This is a genomic window from Chryseobacterium sp. C2(2020) (genome assembly GCF_014218915.1).
GTDB classification, from domain to species: Bacteria; Bacteroidota; Bacteroidia; order Flavobacteriales; family Weeksellaceae; genus Chryseobacterium; species Chryseobacterium mucoviscidosis.
This window is the reverse complement of the sequence record NZ_JACLCT010000004.1, coordinates 83880-98277: the sequence shown is the minus strand read 5'-3', so window position 1 is coordinate 98277 and position 14398 is coordinate 83880. Positions and strand designations below refer to the sequence as shown.

The window sequence follows — 14398 nt, the reverse complement described above, 5'->3', positions numbered from 1 at the left end:
TTTAATATGTTAGTTATTACTTGCTGTTTTGATTTCAGTTGTCTTAATATCTGTTCCTAATCTTTGAAGATAAGAGATAAGCGCTACAACTTCTTTTTTCTCTAATTCTCCTTTAGGTCTCTTCGCATAAGCTTCCTTCAAATCCGGTGCTTCAGACATAATATCTCTTACGATTTTTGAAGCCTGATTGTTTGCCCAAGAGTTGGCAGAATCAATTTCAGCTTTTGTGTAAGGTACTTCGAAAGCACTCTTCATCAGCTTCATTTTATCAACCATTTTAGATCTGTCTAAATCTGTTGCAATTAACCAAGGGTAACGAGGCATGATAGATCCCGCAGAAGTTGATCTTGGGTTATACATGTGCTTGTAGTGCCAAGAACTTGGGTTTTTACCACCTTCTCTATGCAAATCCGGTCCGGTTCTTTTAGATCCCCAAAGGAAAGGTCTGTCGTATACGAATTCCCCTGCTTTAGAGTACTGTCCGTTTTTACCGTTAAATCTTACGATCTCATCTCTGAATGGTCTTACCATTTGCGAGTGACAAGCATTACATCCTTCTCTGATATAAATATCTCTACCTTCTAATTCTAATGGAGAATATGGTTTTACTGCTGAAATAGTAGGTACACTCTTCTTAAGAGACAGAGTAGGAATAATTTCCACCATACTACCGATTGAAATCGTTAATAAAGATAAAATACCTAATAATACAGGAGTTCTTTCTAACCAAAGGTGAGTTCCTTCTCCTTCTTTACGTTTTCCGCTGATGTTAGCCAATGCAGGTGCTTCAGCAGGGACATCTTTCTGGAATGATCCTTTTCTTACAGTAGCCACTAAGTTCACCACCATTACAAGAGCTCCGGAAAGATAAAGAATACCTCCCACAAATCTCATTTTATAATAAGGAACAATAGCCGTTACAGTATCAAGCCAGTTTTTCCAAACCAAAGTTCCGTCCGGGTTGAACTGTTTCCACATCAATCCTTGTGTAAATCCTGAAATATACATTGGAACCGCATAGAAAATAATTCCTAATGTTCCCAACCAGAAATGAAGATTTGCCAGTTTGGTAGAATAGATTTTTGTTCTCCACAATATCGGTACAAGATAATAGATTACACCAAACGCCATAAAGCCGTTCCATCCAAGTGCTCCAACGTGTACGTGACCAATAACCCAGTCTGTAAAGTGACCGATTTTGTTAATGTTTTTTGTTGCCAAAAGAGGTCCCTCGAAAGTTGCCATACCGTAGCACGTTACTGCTACAACAAAGAACTTAAGAATAGGATTTTCTCTTACTTTATCCCAAGCTCCTCTTAAGGTAAGAAGACCGTTAAGCATACCTCCCCAAGATGGTGCAATAAGCATGATAGAGAAACCGGTTCCTACCGCCTGTGCCCAAGCTGGTAATGCTGTATACTGAAGGTGGTGAGGACCAGCCCAGATATAAACGAAAATTAATGACCAGAAGTGAATGATAGACAGTTTATAAGAGAAAACCGGTCTGTCTGCAGCTTTTGGTAAGAAGTAATACATCAAACCAAGAACAGGAGTCGTCAATACGAAAGCTACCGCATTGTGACCATACCACCATTGTACGATGGCATCTTTTACCCCTGCATAAGCTGAATAAGATTTCCATCCTGTGAAAGACAAAGGTACTTCAAGGTTATTGAAGATGTGCAGCATTGCTACTGCGATCCATGTACCGATGTAAAACCAGATCGCTACATAAAGGTGTCTTACTCTTCTTTTCGCAATCGTTAAGAACATATTGGCTCCGAAAATGATCCATGAGAATGCGATCAAAATATCAATCGGCCATTCGTGTTCCGCATATTCCTTAGAAGTGTTGATTCCCATAAAGAACGTAACGTACGTTACAAGAATCATAATCTGCCATGTCCAGAAATGGATCCAGGACAATGTATCACTGTACATTCTTGTTTTCAGTAATCGCTGTAAAGAGTAATAAACTCCCACATAAACGATATTCATTACGAATGCAAAGATTACAGTGGTTGTGTGCAACATTCTGATTCTTCCGAACCCGAACGCTCCATGAGTATTAATCAATCCCTGGATACTTCCACCTAAACTATTAATGGTTGTATCGTCTGTTCCAAAAAAGAATTCCGGAAGCTCAGGATAGAAAAGCATTAATGCGGCCGTAAGTCCGAACAGAAATCCTATGATCCCGAAAGCAACGGTCGCATAGAGGAATGCCCGAACAATACTGTTGTCATAACTAAACTTTTGTGTTTCCATATCAACTATTCACTTTTTTCTTCAATTTTTTTCTTTTCTCCTTTTTCATCATCGCCCTCTTTGTTGCCAGATTCTTCTTTTTCCTTGATCTCATCGGAATCGAAGAGTATTCGTACAGCCGGAGACTCATCATCTTCAAACTGTCCTTTTCTGGCATACACTATAAACACGACCAGGAAAACTGCAGCCAAAGAAACACTGCATAGGATCATTAAATATAGAATATCCATTAGACAACAAAATTAACGTATTTTCGGGTTTCAAATTTAGTGAAAAATAATGACTTTCATCACGAAATACGGCTTTTGGCTAATTTAAAACGAATCTAAATAAGTCTTTCTAAGCCCCTTTTTTGAAGTATTTTCTTCCCAGAATCCAGGTCGAAAGTGTAGTGAATGAAACCACTGTAATAGAACTTGCAGGCATAATTAAAGCAGCGAAAAGAGGATGCATGTGTCCTGTAACTGCGTAACCTAAACCAACAACATTGTAAAGAAAACTAATTATAAATGTCATTTTCACAATTGTCATAGAGCCTTTGCATACATTCAGATATTTGTCTAAGCTTACCACTTTTTCTCCATTCATAATTACATCCGAAGAAGGGGTAAAACTGTTGGAATCATCTGCAATCGCAATACCTACATTGCTTTGTTTTAAAGCTCCGGCATCATTCAGTCCGTCTCCAAGCATGGCAACTTTCATGTTCTGATTCTGAAGGTTTTGAATATAATTCAGCTTGTCTTCAGGATTTTGATTGAAAGCCATTCCTTTGTAATTCGGAATTAATTCCTTTAATTGATTTTCCTCCGAAGAATTGTCACCACTCAGAATGAAAACTTTATAATGGGTAAGTTTTTTAAACAAATCCTTTAAATTTTCGCGGTATTCATTTTTAAAGATGAATTTTCCTAAAAATTCATTGTTTTTACTGATATAAACTGCGGTTTCAAGATTTTTTGATTCCTGATTGTTATATCTCGCAGAACCGATTTTGTAAACATTTCCCCGTACGTTTGCTTCGTAACCTTTTCCTGAAATTTCCTGAAAACTTTCAACCGGGAAATATTCATCTTTTACCTCAATGAATTCGTATAATGATTTTGAAAGCGGGTGATTGGAGTTTTTTAGTAATGTTTTGATATTCAGTAAGTCAAATTCTTTTATTTCAGCGCCCTCAAATTTGATATTTGATTTTTTTCTGTGCGTAATAGTTCCGGTTTTATCAAAAACAATCGTGTCTAATTTGGCAATTTTCTCAATTGTTAAAGTGTCTTTTACGTAAAATTTATTTCTGCCCAGAATCCTCATAATGTGCCCGAATGTAAACGGAGCGGACAACGCCAACGCACAAGGACACGCGATGATAAGAATTGCAGAAATTACCTGAAACATTTTCTCCAGATCTACAGTGTACCAGTAGATTGCCGAAAGCAGTGCGATTCCTAAAATAATGAAAGTGAAATATTTACTGATGTTGTTAGTTAACGTATCAAGTCCGGTTTCATGTTTTTTGAAGGCTTCTTTATTCCAAAGCTGGGTAAGATAACTTTGGTCAACATTCTTAATCACTTCAAGTTCCAATGATGATCCGATCTGTTTTCCTCCGGCAAAAATTTTATCTCCCGGCTGTTTGCTGATGCTTTCGCTTTCTCCGGTAATGAAACTGTTGTCGATATTACCTTCACCATTAATCAGAATAGCATCTACCGGAATAATCTCCTGATTTCTTACCAAAATCCGGTCGCCCACTTTAATTTCAGAAAGCAGAATATTTTCCTGTTTACCTTCAAAATCAACTTTTGTAACGGCAATAGGATAGAAAGATTTGTAATCTCTGTCGTATGAAAGCGCATTGTACGTTCTTTTCTGAAAGATTTTACCCAAAAGCATGAAAAATAAAAGTCCGCATAAAGTATCAAAATATCCGGGGCCGTAATTCGTGGCAACTTCATATAAACTTCGCCCGAAAAGCACAATAATTCCCAAAACAATCGGAACATCAATATTCACGATTTTATTTTTCAGACCGTACCAAGCGGATTTATAATAATCTGAAGCAGAATATACAACAACCGGAATAGACAAAAGACACATCAAAGCTCTGAAAAGTCCTTTGTAATGCTCCATCCAGTAATCTTCGCCGCCTACATACTCAGGAAAAGCAAGGAACATCCCGTTTCCGAAGGCAAAAGCCGCAATGGCAAATTTTACAAGTAATGATTTGTCTAAATTTTCAACGTTTTTATCGGCGGTTTCCAGACTGATAACCGGTTTGTAGCCTAAATTTGTTAAAAAATTAGCTAATTCGCTTAATTTTAAATCGTTATGATTAAAAGAGATCTGTAAGGTCTTTCTGGTGAAGTTAACCTGAGAATATTTAATGTGTTTATTCAGTGTATGAAGACTTTCCAAAAGCCATATACAGGAAGAACAGTGGATTACAGGGATTTTAAAGGTGACTAAACTTGTGCTTCCTTCAGAAAAATCCGTTACCTTTTCAAAGATTTCAGGAGTGTCGAGATATTCAAACTGTGAAGAACTTTCGTCCGGACGGATTCCTGCACGTTTATTTAATTCATAAAAATTACTTAAGTTGTTCGTATTCAGAATTTCATAAACAGATTTGCAACCGTTGCAGCAGAAAGTTTTTTCATCAAACAAAATTCTTTCTTTTTCGATCCCTTGACCACAATGAAAACAGTTCTCGCTCACCTTCATAAATTATTGAACTACAAAATTATAACAATTTTTTTTGTTTATCGAGTTAAAAAGTTCTATTTTTGTGATAAATGTCATATAAAATGTCGCAGGAACAACAAATTGCAATCGAGGAGAGGTTCGCAAGAGTTTTTAATGATAAATCATTCAGGGAAAGGCTTTCCAGTGCTGATTTTGAAAAATACATTAACGCTAAAAAGAAACTGAGTTTTCAAAAACACGAAACCATTTTCGAAGACGGGGAAACGCCGAAAGGTGTGTTCGTTCTGGAAAAAGGAGCAGCGAAGTTATCAAAATCGGGAGCTTTCGGGAAAGATCAGATTCTGAGATTCATTAAAGAAGGCGACATCATCGGTTACCGTTCTTTGCTTTGCGGAGAAAATTTTCAGGCGAAAGCGGAAGCAATGACGGATATTGAAGCTACTTTTTTACCGGCGGATATTTTTATGTATCTGTTGGAAGTAGATTCCCAGCTTTCCTTTGTGATGCTTCAGAAAATCGCTTACGAATTGGGAGAATCTTCCAATACCATTACTTTCCTTGCTCAGAAAACCGTAAGAGAAAGACTCGCGGAAATTCTTCTGTTATTGGAACAGAAATTAGGGGTCGATCCGGAAGGATTTATCAAAATTTCTTTAACAAGAGAAGAGATCGCCAATATCATCGGTACTGCAACCGAAAGTGCAATCCGTCTGATCTCTGAATTCAAAGGAGACCATCTCATTGAAGTAGACGGAAGAAACATCAAAATTCTCAACCACGACAAATTAATGAAACTAGGTCACGTAGTTTTATAAATCATACAAACTTGAAGTCGGCTAAATGCCGACTTTTAACTTTTAAAAAATAGATACATTATGTCTGTTCATTCTGAAATTAAAAAAGTTACAACTGAAACCTTGCGTAAAATGAAATTCGACAAGGAAAAAATAACGATGCTTACAGCATACGATTATACCACTGCGAAAATGGTGGATGCGGGAGGAATTGATGCGGTTTTGATCGGAGATTCTGCGGCAAACGTAATGGCGGGTTTTGAAACCACATTGCCAATTACTTTGGATCAGATGATTTACCATTCTCAAAGTGTAGTCAGAGGAACCGACAGAGCTTTGGTAGTTGCCGATTTACCTTTCGGAACGTATCAGAGTAATCCCGAAAAAGCTTTGGAATCCGCCGTAAGAATGATGAAAGAAGGAGGAGCTCATGCAGTGAAAATTGAAGGCGGGAAAGAAATTTCAAAATCAATTAAAAAAATTATCAACGCAGGAATTCCTGTAATGGGACATTTGGGATTAACACCACAATCGATCTACAAATTTGGAACATATAAAGTAAGAGCCAAAGAAGAAGCAGAAGCAGAAAAATTAATTGCCGATGCACAACTTTTGGAAGAATTAGGATGTTTTGCAGTAGTTTTAGAAAAAATACCGGCAGATTTAGCTAAAAAAGTAACGGAATCTATTTCTATCCCAACCATAGGAATCGGAGCCGGTGCGCATTGCGACGGACAGGTTTTGGTGTATCATGATATGGTGGGAATGAACAAAGGCTTCAGCCCAAAATTTTTAAGAAGATATCTGGATTTGTATACAGAAATCACCGAAGCAGTTGCGCAATACGTAAAAGATGTGAAAACTCAGGAATTTCCTAACCAAAACGAAAGCTATTAATGGATCATCAGAAACTTCAGACCATTCAGGGGTTTATTTCTATTCTTGCCGTAGTTTGTCTTGCGGTAGGATGGTTTAATCTTTTTTCTCCGGATATTAACGAACTCCTTTCCAAGAGGATATTTTACATCATCGTAGGAGTAAGCTTCATTTTGCAGGCTTCTTTATTGCTGAACAGGAAATTTGTTTATCCGATGTATGCCGCTGCTGCACTTTGCATTATCGGAGCATTTTTACCTTATGAATCGAATCTTACAGGAATGAAAACCATCGGTCTTTTGGCAGGGGTAATTATTTCTTTTGCCAACAGATCCAATTACCGTCAGTAGAAAAATGGAGGAACAGATTGTTTATGAAGACAACCATCTTCTCGTCATCAATAAAAAAGTCGGACAGCTTGTACAGGGCGACAAAACCGGCGATGATTCTTTACTGGAATTGATCAAAGATTTTATAAAAAAAAGAGATGACAAACCGGGAAATGTGTTTCTCGGTTTGGTTCATCGCATCGACAGACCGACTTCGGGTCTCGTGATTTATGCTAAAACTTCCAAAGCGTTGTCCCGTCTCACGCAGATGGTGAAAAACCGTGAAGTGAAAAAAACATATTGGGCAGTTGTCGCAAAAGAGATGATTCCCAAAACGCAGAGACTGGTTCACTATTTAAAGAAAAACGAAAAGAATAACAAAGCCATTGTTTTTCCAAAAGCAACCGAAGGAGCAAAAGAAGCTATTCTTACGTACAATGTAATTAAAACGTTAGACAATTATCTTCTTCTTGAAATTGATCTTGAAACCGGAAGACATCACCAGATCAGGGCGCAGTTGTCAAAAACAGGAGTTCCCATTAAAGGCGATCTGAAATATGGTTCACCGCGTTCCAATCCCGATGGTGGAATTAACCTTCACGCCAGAAAACTCGAGTTCATCCATCCTGTTACAAAGGAAAAAATAGAAATTACGGCTCCTGTTCCGCAAAATGATGCCATTTGGAGAGCCTGCGAAGAGTAAATTTCCGTAAAAACACTTACCCAAAACAGGGATTTTACTGTAATGATTATTGTTTTTTAGAAATAGTTTTACACTATCAATCTAAAGAACAATAATCATGCTTACATTGGGACAACTTAAAGAAGCTACCTGCTCAAAAACTGCATATGCTTCGCAATTCTTACCGTACGTTACAGCAACATGTGATAAATTTTCCATCAACACGCCTTCACGAATGCTTAATTTTCTTGCACAGGTCGGTCACGAAAGCGGCGGATTGTTTTACACCGAAGAACTTGCGAGCGGAAGTGCCTATGAAGGAAGAGCAGATTTGGGAAATACCCAGAAAGGAGATGGCGTGAAATTTAAAGGAAGAGGGCTCATTCAGATTACCGGAAGAGCCAATTATAAAGCCGTTTCATTGGCTTTAGGAACTGATTTTGTAACAAATCCTACATTTTTAGGAGGTAAAAATGTTACGAAATGTAATGCTGTCCAACTCAAAAATGCAGCAGAAAGTGCGGGTTGGTTCTGGAATAGCAGAAAACTAAATGCTTTGGCAGATCAGATTGACATTACCAAAAGCATTGATACCGGAAATAATCTGGTTGTTTTCAAAAAAATCACAAAAACCATTAACGGTGGATACAACGGCTTGCCCGACAGACTCAACCGCTATAAAGCAGGGTTAAGTTATTTCCTTTAACTAAAAATATTTGGCCATGAAAAATATATTATTCTTAATCATTTTTCTTTTGATCAATAACTTCTCTGCCCAAAAACCTGTTCTTCATGATCTGAAAGATCCTAAAATGCATGCGGGTTGCTATATCGACGGAAAAAATAATCCGGTTGCCAATTTATCCGAAGACGAAGGCGCTTTATTTAATCTTAACGGAAAAAATGAAATTTTTCCTTCCATCAAAGGAACAAAAGAATATCCCGAAGCCTTTGGAAATAAAACCTATAAAATTTACATCCGCGAAACCAAGTCGGTAAAGGATGGAGAATCCTGTATTGAAAATAAAGTCTATTCAATAAAAATTATTTACAAGAAAAAAGCCTATTTCTATTCTAAAAAAGGAATGTGTGGCTGTTAATTTTCTTTATAATATATTGTCTTAAACACCAAAGACTATCTTGATCCGGAGATGGTCTTTTTTATTTTTAGGAGCTATTTCCCGCTTTCGCTACTCGCTTTTTCTGGGTTTCGGCGGGGGCGGAGCCGCCGCCGAAACCCAGAAAAGAGCTCAGACACGCCGCTCAATCGAGGCTAAATTGCGGTCTTTTGTTTTCAGTATTTGAATTAAATCAAAAAACATCCGCACAATCGGCAAAATCTGCGAGATATATAAAATTAAAAATCGGTTCATGAAAAAATATTTTCACGCTTCGCGCAGCAAATATATTTGCCTTTGCTTACTAAACTAAGAAGTCTTAATAAGAACTCTTTGCGTTAAAATCAAAACCTCTGCACTATCCACAAAATCAGTTAGCTAAAATTAAAAAAATCAATCCAAAAAAGAATATTTTAAAGCTTCGCGCCGCAAATTTATTTGCCTCTGCTTACTAAACTAAGAATCCTGAATAAGAGCTCTTTACGTTGGAATCAAAAATCTCTTTATCATTAGCAAAATCAAAAACTTCAGACTTTCCTCCTTCACAAAAAATTTTGCCCATTTCAAAAAAATGTCTAACTTCGTCCCATACTTTAGGGGTGTCTGTTGAACAAACGGGCTGAGAATTTACCCTTTGAACCTGATTTCTAGATCATACTAGCGTAGGGAAAAGTGAGATGACTTTGCTGTACATTCTACTGTACAATCATGGATATTCCTAAAGTGTTTTAAAAAATTTAGGAATGGAGCTCACAATCAATCACACGACAAAAAAGTTCGAAAAACTTCCCGAAAATCTGGAAGCACTTATTGCTATGGAATTACCTGAAAAGAAAAAAGGAATTGCTGTAGCACTCAACAACCGTATTATTCCGCAGTCATTCTGGGCGGAAACATTCCTCAACGACAAAGATTCAGTTTTAATTATCACAGCCACTCAGGGTGGTTAAAAAAATATTTTTATGGCTCATAACATCACACGTTCACCATTTCCGAACTCAAAAAAGATCTATGTTGAAGGGACAATTCACCCGATCCATGTAGCAATGCGCGAAATACAGCTCAGTCCGACAAAACTCAGCAACGGAAAAATGGATGAAAATCCTCCTGTTACCATTTATGATACATCAGGACCTTACACCGACGAAAATTTTGAAATCAATATCGAAAAAGGACTCCCAAGAATCCGGGAACAGTGGATTTTAAACAGGAATGACGTAGAAATTCTCGACGGAATTACGTCAGAGTACGGAAAAGCCCGCCTTGCAGATTCAAAATTGGACGAACTGCGCTTTTCATATAATCATAAACCTAAAGTAGCCAAAGAAGGTAAAGAAGTTACCCAGTTGTATTACGCAAAACAGGGCATCATCACTCCCGAAATGGAATATATTGCCATCAGGGAAAACCAGAGAATTGAGCAGTTGGATTCCGTTTCAAAAGACATGGCTTTCCAGCATTCGGGAAACAGTTTTGGTGCCAAAACGCCGAAAAATAAAATCACGCCTGAATTTGTAAGAGACGAAATTGCAGCGGGAAGAGCCATCATTCCCAACAACATCAATCACCCCGAAAGCGAACCGATGATTATCGGGCGGAATTTTTTAGTTAAAATTAATGCCAACATCGGAAACAGTGCCGTTTCATCAAGCATTGAAGAAGAAGTGGAAAAAGCAGTCTGGGCTTGTCGATGGGGCGCAGACACCATCATGGACTTATCAACCGGGAAAAACATCCACGAAACCAGAGAGTGGATCATCAGAAACAGTCCGGTTCCCATTGGTACCGTTCCCATTTATCAGGCATTAGAAAAAGTAAAAGGCGTTGCAGAAGATTTAACGTGGGAGATTTTTAAAGATACCTTGATCGAACAGGCAGAACAGGGCGTTTCTTACTTCACAATCCACGCAGGAGTTCTACTGAGATATATTCATTTAACAGCAAAGCGGATGACAGGAATTGTTTCCAGAGGAGGTTCAATTATGGCAAAATGGTGCTTATTTCATCACAAAGAAAACTTCTTATACACACATTTCGAGGAAATCTGCGAAATCATGAAAAAATATGACGTTGCGTTTTCTTTGGGTGATGGTCTTCGTCCCGGTTCAATTGCCGATGCCAATGATGAAGCGCAGTTTGCAGAGCTTGAAACTTTAGGCGAATTAACGAAAATCGCATGGAAACAGAATGTTCAGGTGATGATCGAAGGTCCCGGTCACGTTCCGATGCATATGATTAAAGAAAATATGGAGAAGCAATTGGAAGTTTGTGATGAAGCTCCGTTTTACACTTTGGGACCTTTAACAACAGATATTGCACCGGGTTACGACCACATCACTTCAGGAATAGGAGCGGCAATGATCGGTTGGTTTGGTTGTGCCATGTTGTGTTACGTTACGCCGAAAGAACATTTGGGACTCCCGAACAAAGAAGATGTAAAGGTGGGAGTGATTACGTACAAACTGGCGGCTCATGCTGCAGATTTGGCAAAAGGACATCCCGGAGCACAATACAGAGACAATGCGTTGAGCAAAGCCAGATTCGAATTCAGATGGGAAGATCAGTTCAATCTTTCTTTGGATCCCGAAACCGCGAGATCTTATCACGATGAAACACTTCCGGCAGACGGAGCAAAAGTAGCCCATTTTTGTTCGATGTGCGGACCTAAATTCTGTTCCATGAAAATTACCCAGGAAATCCGTGAATCTGCCGAACAGGGAATGCTGGATAAATCGCAGGAGTTCATCGAAAAAGGAAAAGAAATTTATATATGATCATCGTTATCACTCCCGAAGAACTGGTTCAGAATGAAACTGAAATCATCAATGCATTATTTCAGGAAGGGCTGGATTTGCTTCATATCAGAAAACCTTTTATCCATTCAGAAGAAATGACGGATTTTATCCAAAACATACATTCTGAATTTCATCACCAATTGGTTTTGCACAGTCATTACGATTTGGCTGAACGTTTTAATATTTCAAGATTTCATTTCAGAGAAACCGACAGACAGAATGAATTGTATAAATCTTTCACAGATCAAAGGATTTCAACTTCTGTTCATGATATTGAGACTTTTAATGAATTAAGTGACGATTGGGAATATGCTTTTATCAGTCCGGTGTTTCCGAGTATTTCAAAAAAAGGATACGGAGAAAATTCGAATATTTTGAATGAGATTCAAAAACGAAATCATTCAAACGTAAAACTGATTGCTTTGGGAGGGATTCATGAAAACAATGTTAGTGGAGTTTTCAACAGCAGAGTAGACGGAGTGGCTTTGTTGGGAGCAATTTGGGAAAGTAATAATCCTTTAGATATTTTCAGAAAATGCAGGAAGAACGTCCTTTCGTAATGAGCATTGCCGGCTTCGATCCAAGCGGAGGAGCCGGTGTATTGGCAGATATTAAAACATTTGAACAGTTAAAAGTTCACGGATTGGCTGTCTGTTCAGCAATGACTTTACAAACAGAGTCCGAATTTTATACGCTTCAATGGCAGCCGATAGATGAAATTTTATCAGCGACCGATGTTTTGATGAAAAAATATAAAGTTGAAACGGTGAAAATAGGAGTGGTAAAAGATGCCAAATTTTTAGCTCAGATTGTAGAAAAGCTTAAATCCATTAATCCTGAATTAAAAATTGTCTGGGATCCGGTTTTAAAAAGCACATCGGAATTTTCTTTTTTTGATTTGAATACCATTTCCGAGCTTAAAAATGTTTTACAAAAAATAGATTTAATCACACCCAACTATCATGAATACAATGTTTTGAAAGAACATCATCTTTTTGAACCATCAGAAAATGGATGTTCCGTATTAATAAAAGGCGGACATCGGGAAGATGAAATCGGGACAGATATTTTATGGGAAAATGGAAAAGAAATTTCAATCGAACCCAACAATACAACCGCTCTATTTTACCCGAAACATGGGTCAGGCTGCGTGCTTTCATCCGCAATTGCAAGTCATTTAGCAAAAGGAGAAAACTTAGAAAATGCCTGCCGAAAAGGAAAATTATACATCGAAAAATTTTTAACAAGCAATCAGATGTTTTTAGGATTTCACTCCTGAAAATTAATATTAAAACTTTGTGTTCTTTGCTAAGTGAAACGCCTTTGCGAACTTAAAAAAATATTTAGTAGTTAAAAAAAATCTTAGCGCTCTTAGTGTTAAAATCAAAATTAAAAAATGGAAAAATTACAATACATCTCTCAAGGTTCATCTTTAGAAGTTCAGGAAAAGAACATCCGAAAAGCTCTTGATTATGGCGCAAAATGTATTCAGGTTCGCTGGAAAAATGCATCCGAAAAAGATTTTATCACACTCAGTGAAATTTCAAAAAAGTTATGTGCAGATTATCAGGCTGTTTGTATTATTAACGATCATGTTCAGATCGCGAAAGACGTTGATGCGGATGGAGTTCATCTGGGACTGAAAGATATGTCCGTAGAAAAGGCGAGATACATTTTGGGAGAAAATAAAATCATTGGAGGAACAGCCAATACTTTTTCAGATATTCTTCAGAGAATGGTCGAACGCTGCGATTACATCGGATTAGGTCCGTTGAGATTTACTTCCACCAAAGAACAATTAAGTCCGATATTAGGATTCGAAGGTTATGGTGAAATCATCAATAGCTTAAAAGAAAAATCAATTGAGATTCCAAAAATTTTTGCCATTGGTGGAGTGGTTTTGGAGGATATCAGACAGTTACAAGAAATCGGAATTTATGGTGTTGCTGTTTCCGGGCAGATTACCAGTCAGCCTTCTGTAATTAATGAATTCAGAAGCATTTTAGAATTCAAATAACTCTTAGAAACATCTAAATTAAAAAGTAAATATGAAAAATCAACCTTTAAAAATAGCCGACAGAATCTTTGAATCGCGATTGTTTTTAGGAACAGGAAAATTCGGAAGCCTGTCGGAAATGGCGGATTCCATCATCGCCTCAGAAAGCGAATTGGTAACCATGGCTTTGAAAAGAATCGATGCCCATTCTTCGGAAGATGATATTTTAAGCGCGTTAAAACCGACAAAATCCCACCTTTTACCCAATACTTCTGGAGCGAGGACAGCAAAAGAAGCCGTTTTGGCGGCGCAGTTGGCAAGAGAAGCACTGGAAACCAACTGGGTGAAACTGGAAATCCATCCCGATCCGAAATATCTGTTACCCGATCCTATTGAAACATTGTACGCAACAGAGGAACTGGCAAAATTAGGATTTGTCGTGATGCCTTACATTCATGCAGATCCTGTTCTGTGCAAACGTCTCGAAGATGCAGGAACAGCCGTTGTCATGCCTTTAGGAGCACCGATCGGAACCAATAAAGGATTGAAAACAATGGATTTTCTGGAAATTATTATCGCTCAAAGTAATGTTCCGGTTGTAGTGGATGCTGGAATTGGCGCACCTTCCGATGCGGCAAAAGCAATGGAAATGGGAGCCGATGCGGTTTTGGTAAATACGGCAATTGCGGTGGCGAAGAATCCGGTAAATATGGCATTGGCATTCAAAGAGGGTGTGATTGCGGGAAGAAGAGCTTTTGAATCCGGTTTGGGAGCAATTTCACATCACGCAGAAGCTTCAAGTCCGCTGACTGCCTTTTTATTTGATTAAAATTAAAT

At 38.0% G+C, this 14398-nt stretch carries 15 protein-coding genes and 1 riboswitch; of the genes, 12 read left to right on the top strand and 3 right to left on the bottom strand.

Annotation, left to right across the window (positions count from 1 at the left end; genetic code table 11):
* Nucleotides 1–9: 9 nt before the first annotated feature.
* From ccoN to H6W52_RS03835, 3 genes are all read right to left on the bottom strand, one after another.
* The gene (gene ccoN / locus H6W52_RS03845; RefSeq protein ID WP_087708243.1) at nucleotides 10–2268 is read right to left on the bottom strand and encodes a cytochrome-c oxidase, cbb3-type subunit I; all 2259 of its coding nucleotides are present in this window, start codon (nucleotides 2266–2268) and stop codon (nucleotides 10–12) included.
* A 5-nt stretch (nucleotides 2269–2273) separates the two neighbouring features.
* Entirely contained in the window at nucleotides 2274–2498 is a 225-nt protein-coding gene (ccoS, locus tag H6W52_RS03840; RefSeq protein ID WP_087708245.1) for a cbb3-type cytochrome oxidase assembly protein CcoS, read from the bottom strand.
* A 109-nt stretch (nucleotides 2499–2607) separates the two neighbouring features.
* The gene (locus H6W52_RS03835; RefSeq protein WP_185144394.1) at nucleotides 2608–4983 is read right to left on the bottom strand and encodes a heavy metal translocating P-type ATPase; all 2376 of its coding nucleotides are present in this window, start codon (nucleotides 4981–4983) and stop codon (nucleotides 2608–2610) included.
* An 89-nt stretch (nucleotides 4984–5072) separates the two neighbouring features.
* On the opposite strand from H6W52_RS03835, the gene H6W52_RS03830 reads away from it, so the two are divergent.
* From H6W52_RS03830 to H6W52_RS03775, 12 genes are all read left to right on the top strand, one after another.
* Entirely contained in the window at nucleotides 5073–5786 is a 714-nt protein-coding gene (locus tag H6W52_RS03830; RefSeq protein WP_116096718.1) for a Crp/Fnr family transcriptional regulator, read from the top strand.
* Nucleotides 5787–5846: 60 nt separating this feature from the next.
* The gene (gene panB / locus H6W52_RS03825; RefSeq protein WP_116096720.1) at nucleotides 5847–6662 is read left to right on the top strand and encodes a 3-methyl-2-oxobutanoate hydroxymethyltransferase; all 816 of its coding nucleotides are present in this window, start codon (nucleotides 5847–5849) and stop codon (nucleotides 6660–6662) included.
* A complete protein-coding gene (locus tag H6W52_RS03820) occupies nucleotides 6662–6991 on the top strand; it encodes a hypothetical protein (RefSeq protein ID WP_116096722.1) in 330 nt (109 codons plus the stop codon). The genes panB and H6W52_RS03820 overlap by 1 nt, the downstream gene beginning before the upstream one ends.
* Nucleotides 6992–6995: 4 nt before the next feature.
* On the top strand, nucleotides 6996–7673 hold the full coding sequence (locus tag H6W52_RS03815) for an RluA family pseudouridine synthase (RefSeq protein WP_116096724.1): 678 nt from the start codon (nucleotides 6996–6998) through the stop codon (nucleotides 7671–7673).
* A gap of 97 nt (nucleotides 7674–7770) precedes the next feature.
* Nucleotides 7771–8358 carry a glycoside hydrolase family 19 protein gene (locus H6W52_RS03810; protein WP_116096726.1) on the top strand — a complete coding sequence of 196 codons (588 nt, stop codon included), beginning with the start codon at nucleotides 7771–7773 and terminating at the stop codon, nucleotides 8356–8358.
* A gap of 16 nt (nucleotides 8359–8374) precedes the next feature.
* The gene (locus tag H6W52_RS03805; protein WP_116096728.1) at nucleotides 8375–8752 is read left to right on the top strand and encodes a hypothetical protein; all 378 of its coding nucleotides are present in this window, start codon (nucleotides 8375–8377) and stop codon (nucleotides 8750–8752) included.
* A 603-nt stretch (nucleotides 8753–9355) separates the two neighbouring features.
* Nucleotides 9356–9456, top strand: a riboswitch (TPP riboswitch).
* Nucleotides 9457–9513: 57 nt separating this feature from the next.
* A complete protein-coding gene (gene thiS, locus H6W52_RS03800; protein ID WP_076394110.1) occupies nucleotides 9514–9720 on the top strand; it encodes a sulfur carrier protein ThiS in 207 nt (68 codons plus the stop codon).
* A gap of 12 nt (nucleotides 9721–9732) precedes the next feature.
* Nucleotides 9733–11544 carry a phosphomethylpyrimidine synthase ThiC gene (gene thiC / locus H6W52_RS03795; RefSeq protein WP_116096730.1) on the top strand — a complete coding sequence of 604 codons (1812 nt, stop codon included), beginning with the start codon at nucleotides 9733–9735 and terminating at the stop codon, nucleotides 11542–11544.
* Nucleotides 11541–12125: a thiamine phosphate synthase gene (locus tag H6W52_RS03790; RefSeq protein WP_116096732.1), complete on the top strand. Its 585-nt coding sequence runs from the start codon at nucleotides 11541–11543 to the stop codon at nucleotides 12123–12125. Before thiC ends, H6W52_RS03790 begins: the two co-directional genes overlap by 4 nt.
* Nucleotides 12101–12844 carry a hydroxymethylpyrimidine/phosphomethylpyrimidine kinase gene (locus tag H6W52_RS03785; protein WP_116096734.1) on the top strand — a complete coding sequence of 248 codons (744 nt, stop codon included), beginning with the start codon at nucleotides 12101–12103 and terminating at the stop codon, nucleotides 12842–12844. The genes H6W52_RS03790 and H6W52_RS03785 overlap by 25 nt, the downstream gene beginning before the upstream one ends.
* 117 nt (nucleotides 12845–12961) lie before the next feature.
* On the top strand, nucleotides 12962–13582 hold the full coding sequence (locus H6W52_RS03780) for a thiamine phosphate synthase (protein WP_116096736.1): 621 nt from the start codon (nucleotides 12962–12964) through the stop codon (nucleotides 13580–13582).
* A 31-nt stretch (nucleotides 13583–13613) separates the two neighbouring features.
* The gene (locus tag H6W52_RS03775; protein ID WP_116096738.1) at nucleotides 13614–14390 is read left to right on the top strand and encodes a thiazole synthase; all 777 of its coding nucleotides are present in this window, start codon (nucleotides 13614–13616) and stop codon (nucleotides 14388–14390) included.
* The last annotated feature ends 8 nt before the right edge of the window (nucleotides 14391–14398 follow it).

Coding starts and splice junctions, on each gene's coding strand:
- ccoN (WP_087708243.1), bottom strand. CDS start 2,268: ATGGAAACACAAAAGTTTAGTTATGACAACAGTATTGTTCGGGCATTC.
- ccoS (WP_087708245.1), bottom strand. CDS start 2,498: ATGGATATTCTATATTTAATGATCCTATGCAGTGTTTCTTTGGCTGCA.
- H6W52_RS03830 (WP_116096718.1), top strand. CDS start 5,073: ATGTCGCAGGAACAACAAATTGCAATCGAGGAGAGGTTCGCAAGAGTT.
- panB (WP_116096720.1), top strand. CDS start 5,847: ATGTCTGTTCATTCTGAAATTAAAAAAGTTACAACTGAAACCTTGCGT.
- H6W52_RS03820 (WP_116096722.1), top strand. CDS start 6,662: ATGGATCATCAGAAACTTCAGACCATTCAGGGGTTTATTTCTATTCTT.
- H6W52_RS03815 (WP_116096724.1), top strand. CDS start 6,996: ATGGAGGAACAGATTGTTTATGAAGACAACCATCTTCTCGTCATCAAT.
- H6W52_RS03810 (WP_116096726.1), top strand. CDS start 7,771: ATGCTTACATTGGGACAACTTAAAGAAGCTACCTGCTCAAAAACTGCA.
- H6W52_RS03805 (WP_116096728.1), top strand. CDS start 8,375: ATGAAAAATATATTATTCTTAATCATTTTTCTTTTGATCAATAACTTC.
- thiS (WP_076394110.1), top strand. CDS start 9,514: ATGGAGCTCACAATCAATCACACGACAAAAAAGTTCGAAAAACTTCCC.
- thiC (WP_116096730.1), top strand. CDS start 9,733: ATGGCTCATAACATCACACGTTCACCATTTCCGAACTCAAAAAAGATC.
- H6W52_RS03790 (WP_116096732.1), top strand. CDS start 11,541: ATGATCATCGTTATCACTCCCGAAGAACTGGTTCAGAATGAAACTGAA.
- H6W52_RS03785 (WP_116096734.1), top strand. CDS start 12,101: ATGCAGGAAGAACGTCCTTTCGTAATGAGCATTGCCGGCTTCGATCCA.
- H6W52_RS03780 (WP_116096736.1), top strand. CDS start 12,962: ATGGAAAAATTACAATACATCTCTCAAGGTTCATCTTTAGAAGTTCAG.
- H6W52_RS03775 (WP_116096738.1), top strand. CDS start 13,614: ATGAAAAATCAACCTTTAAAAATAGCCGACAGAATCTTTGAATCGCGA.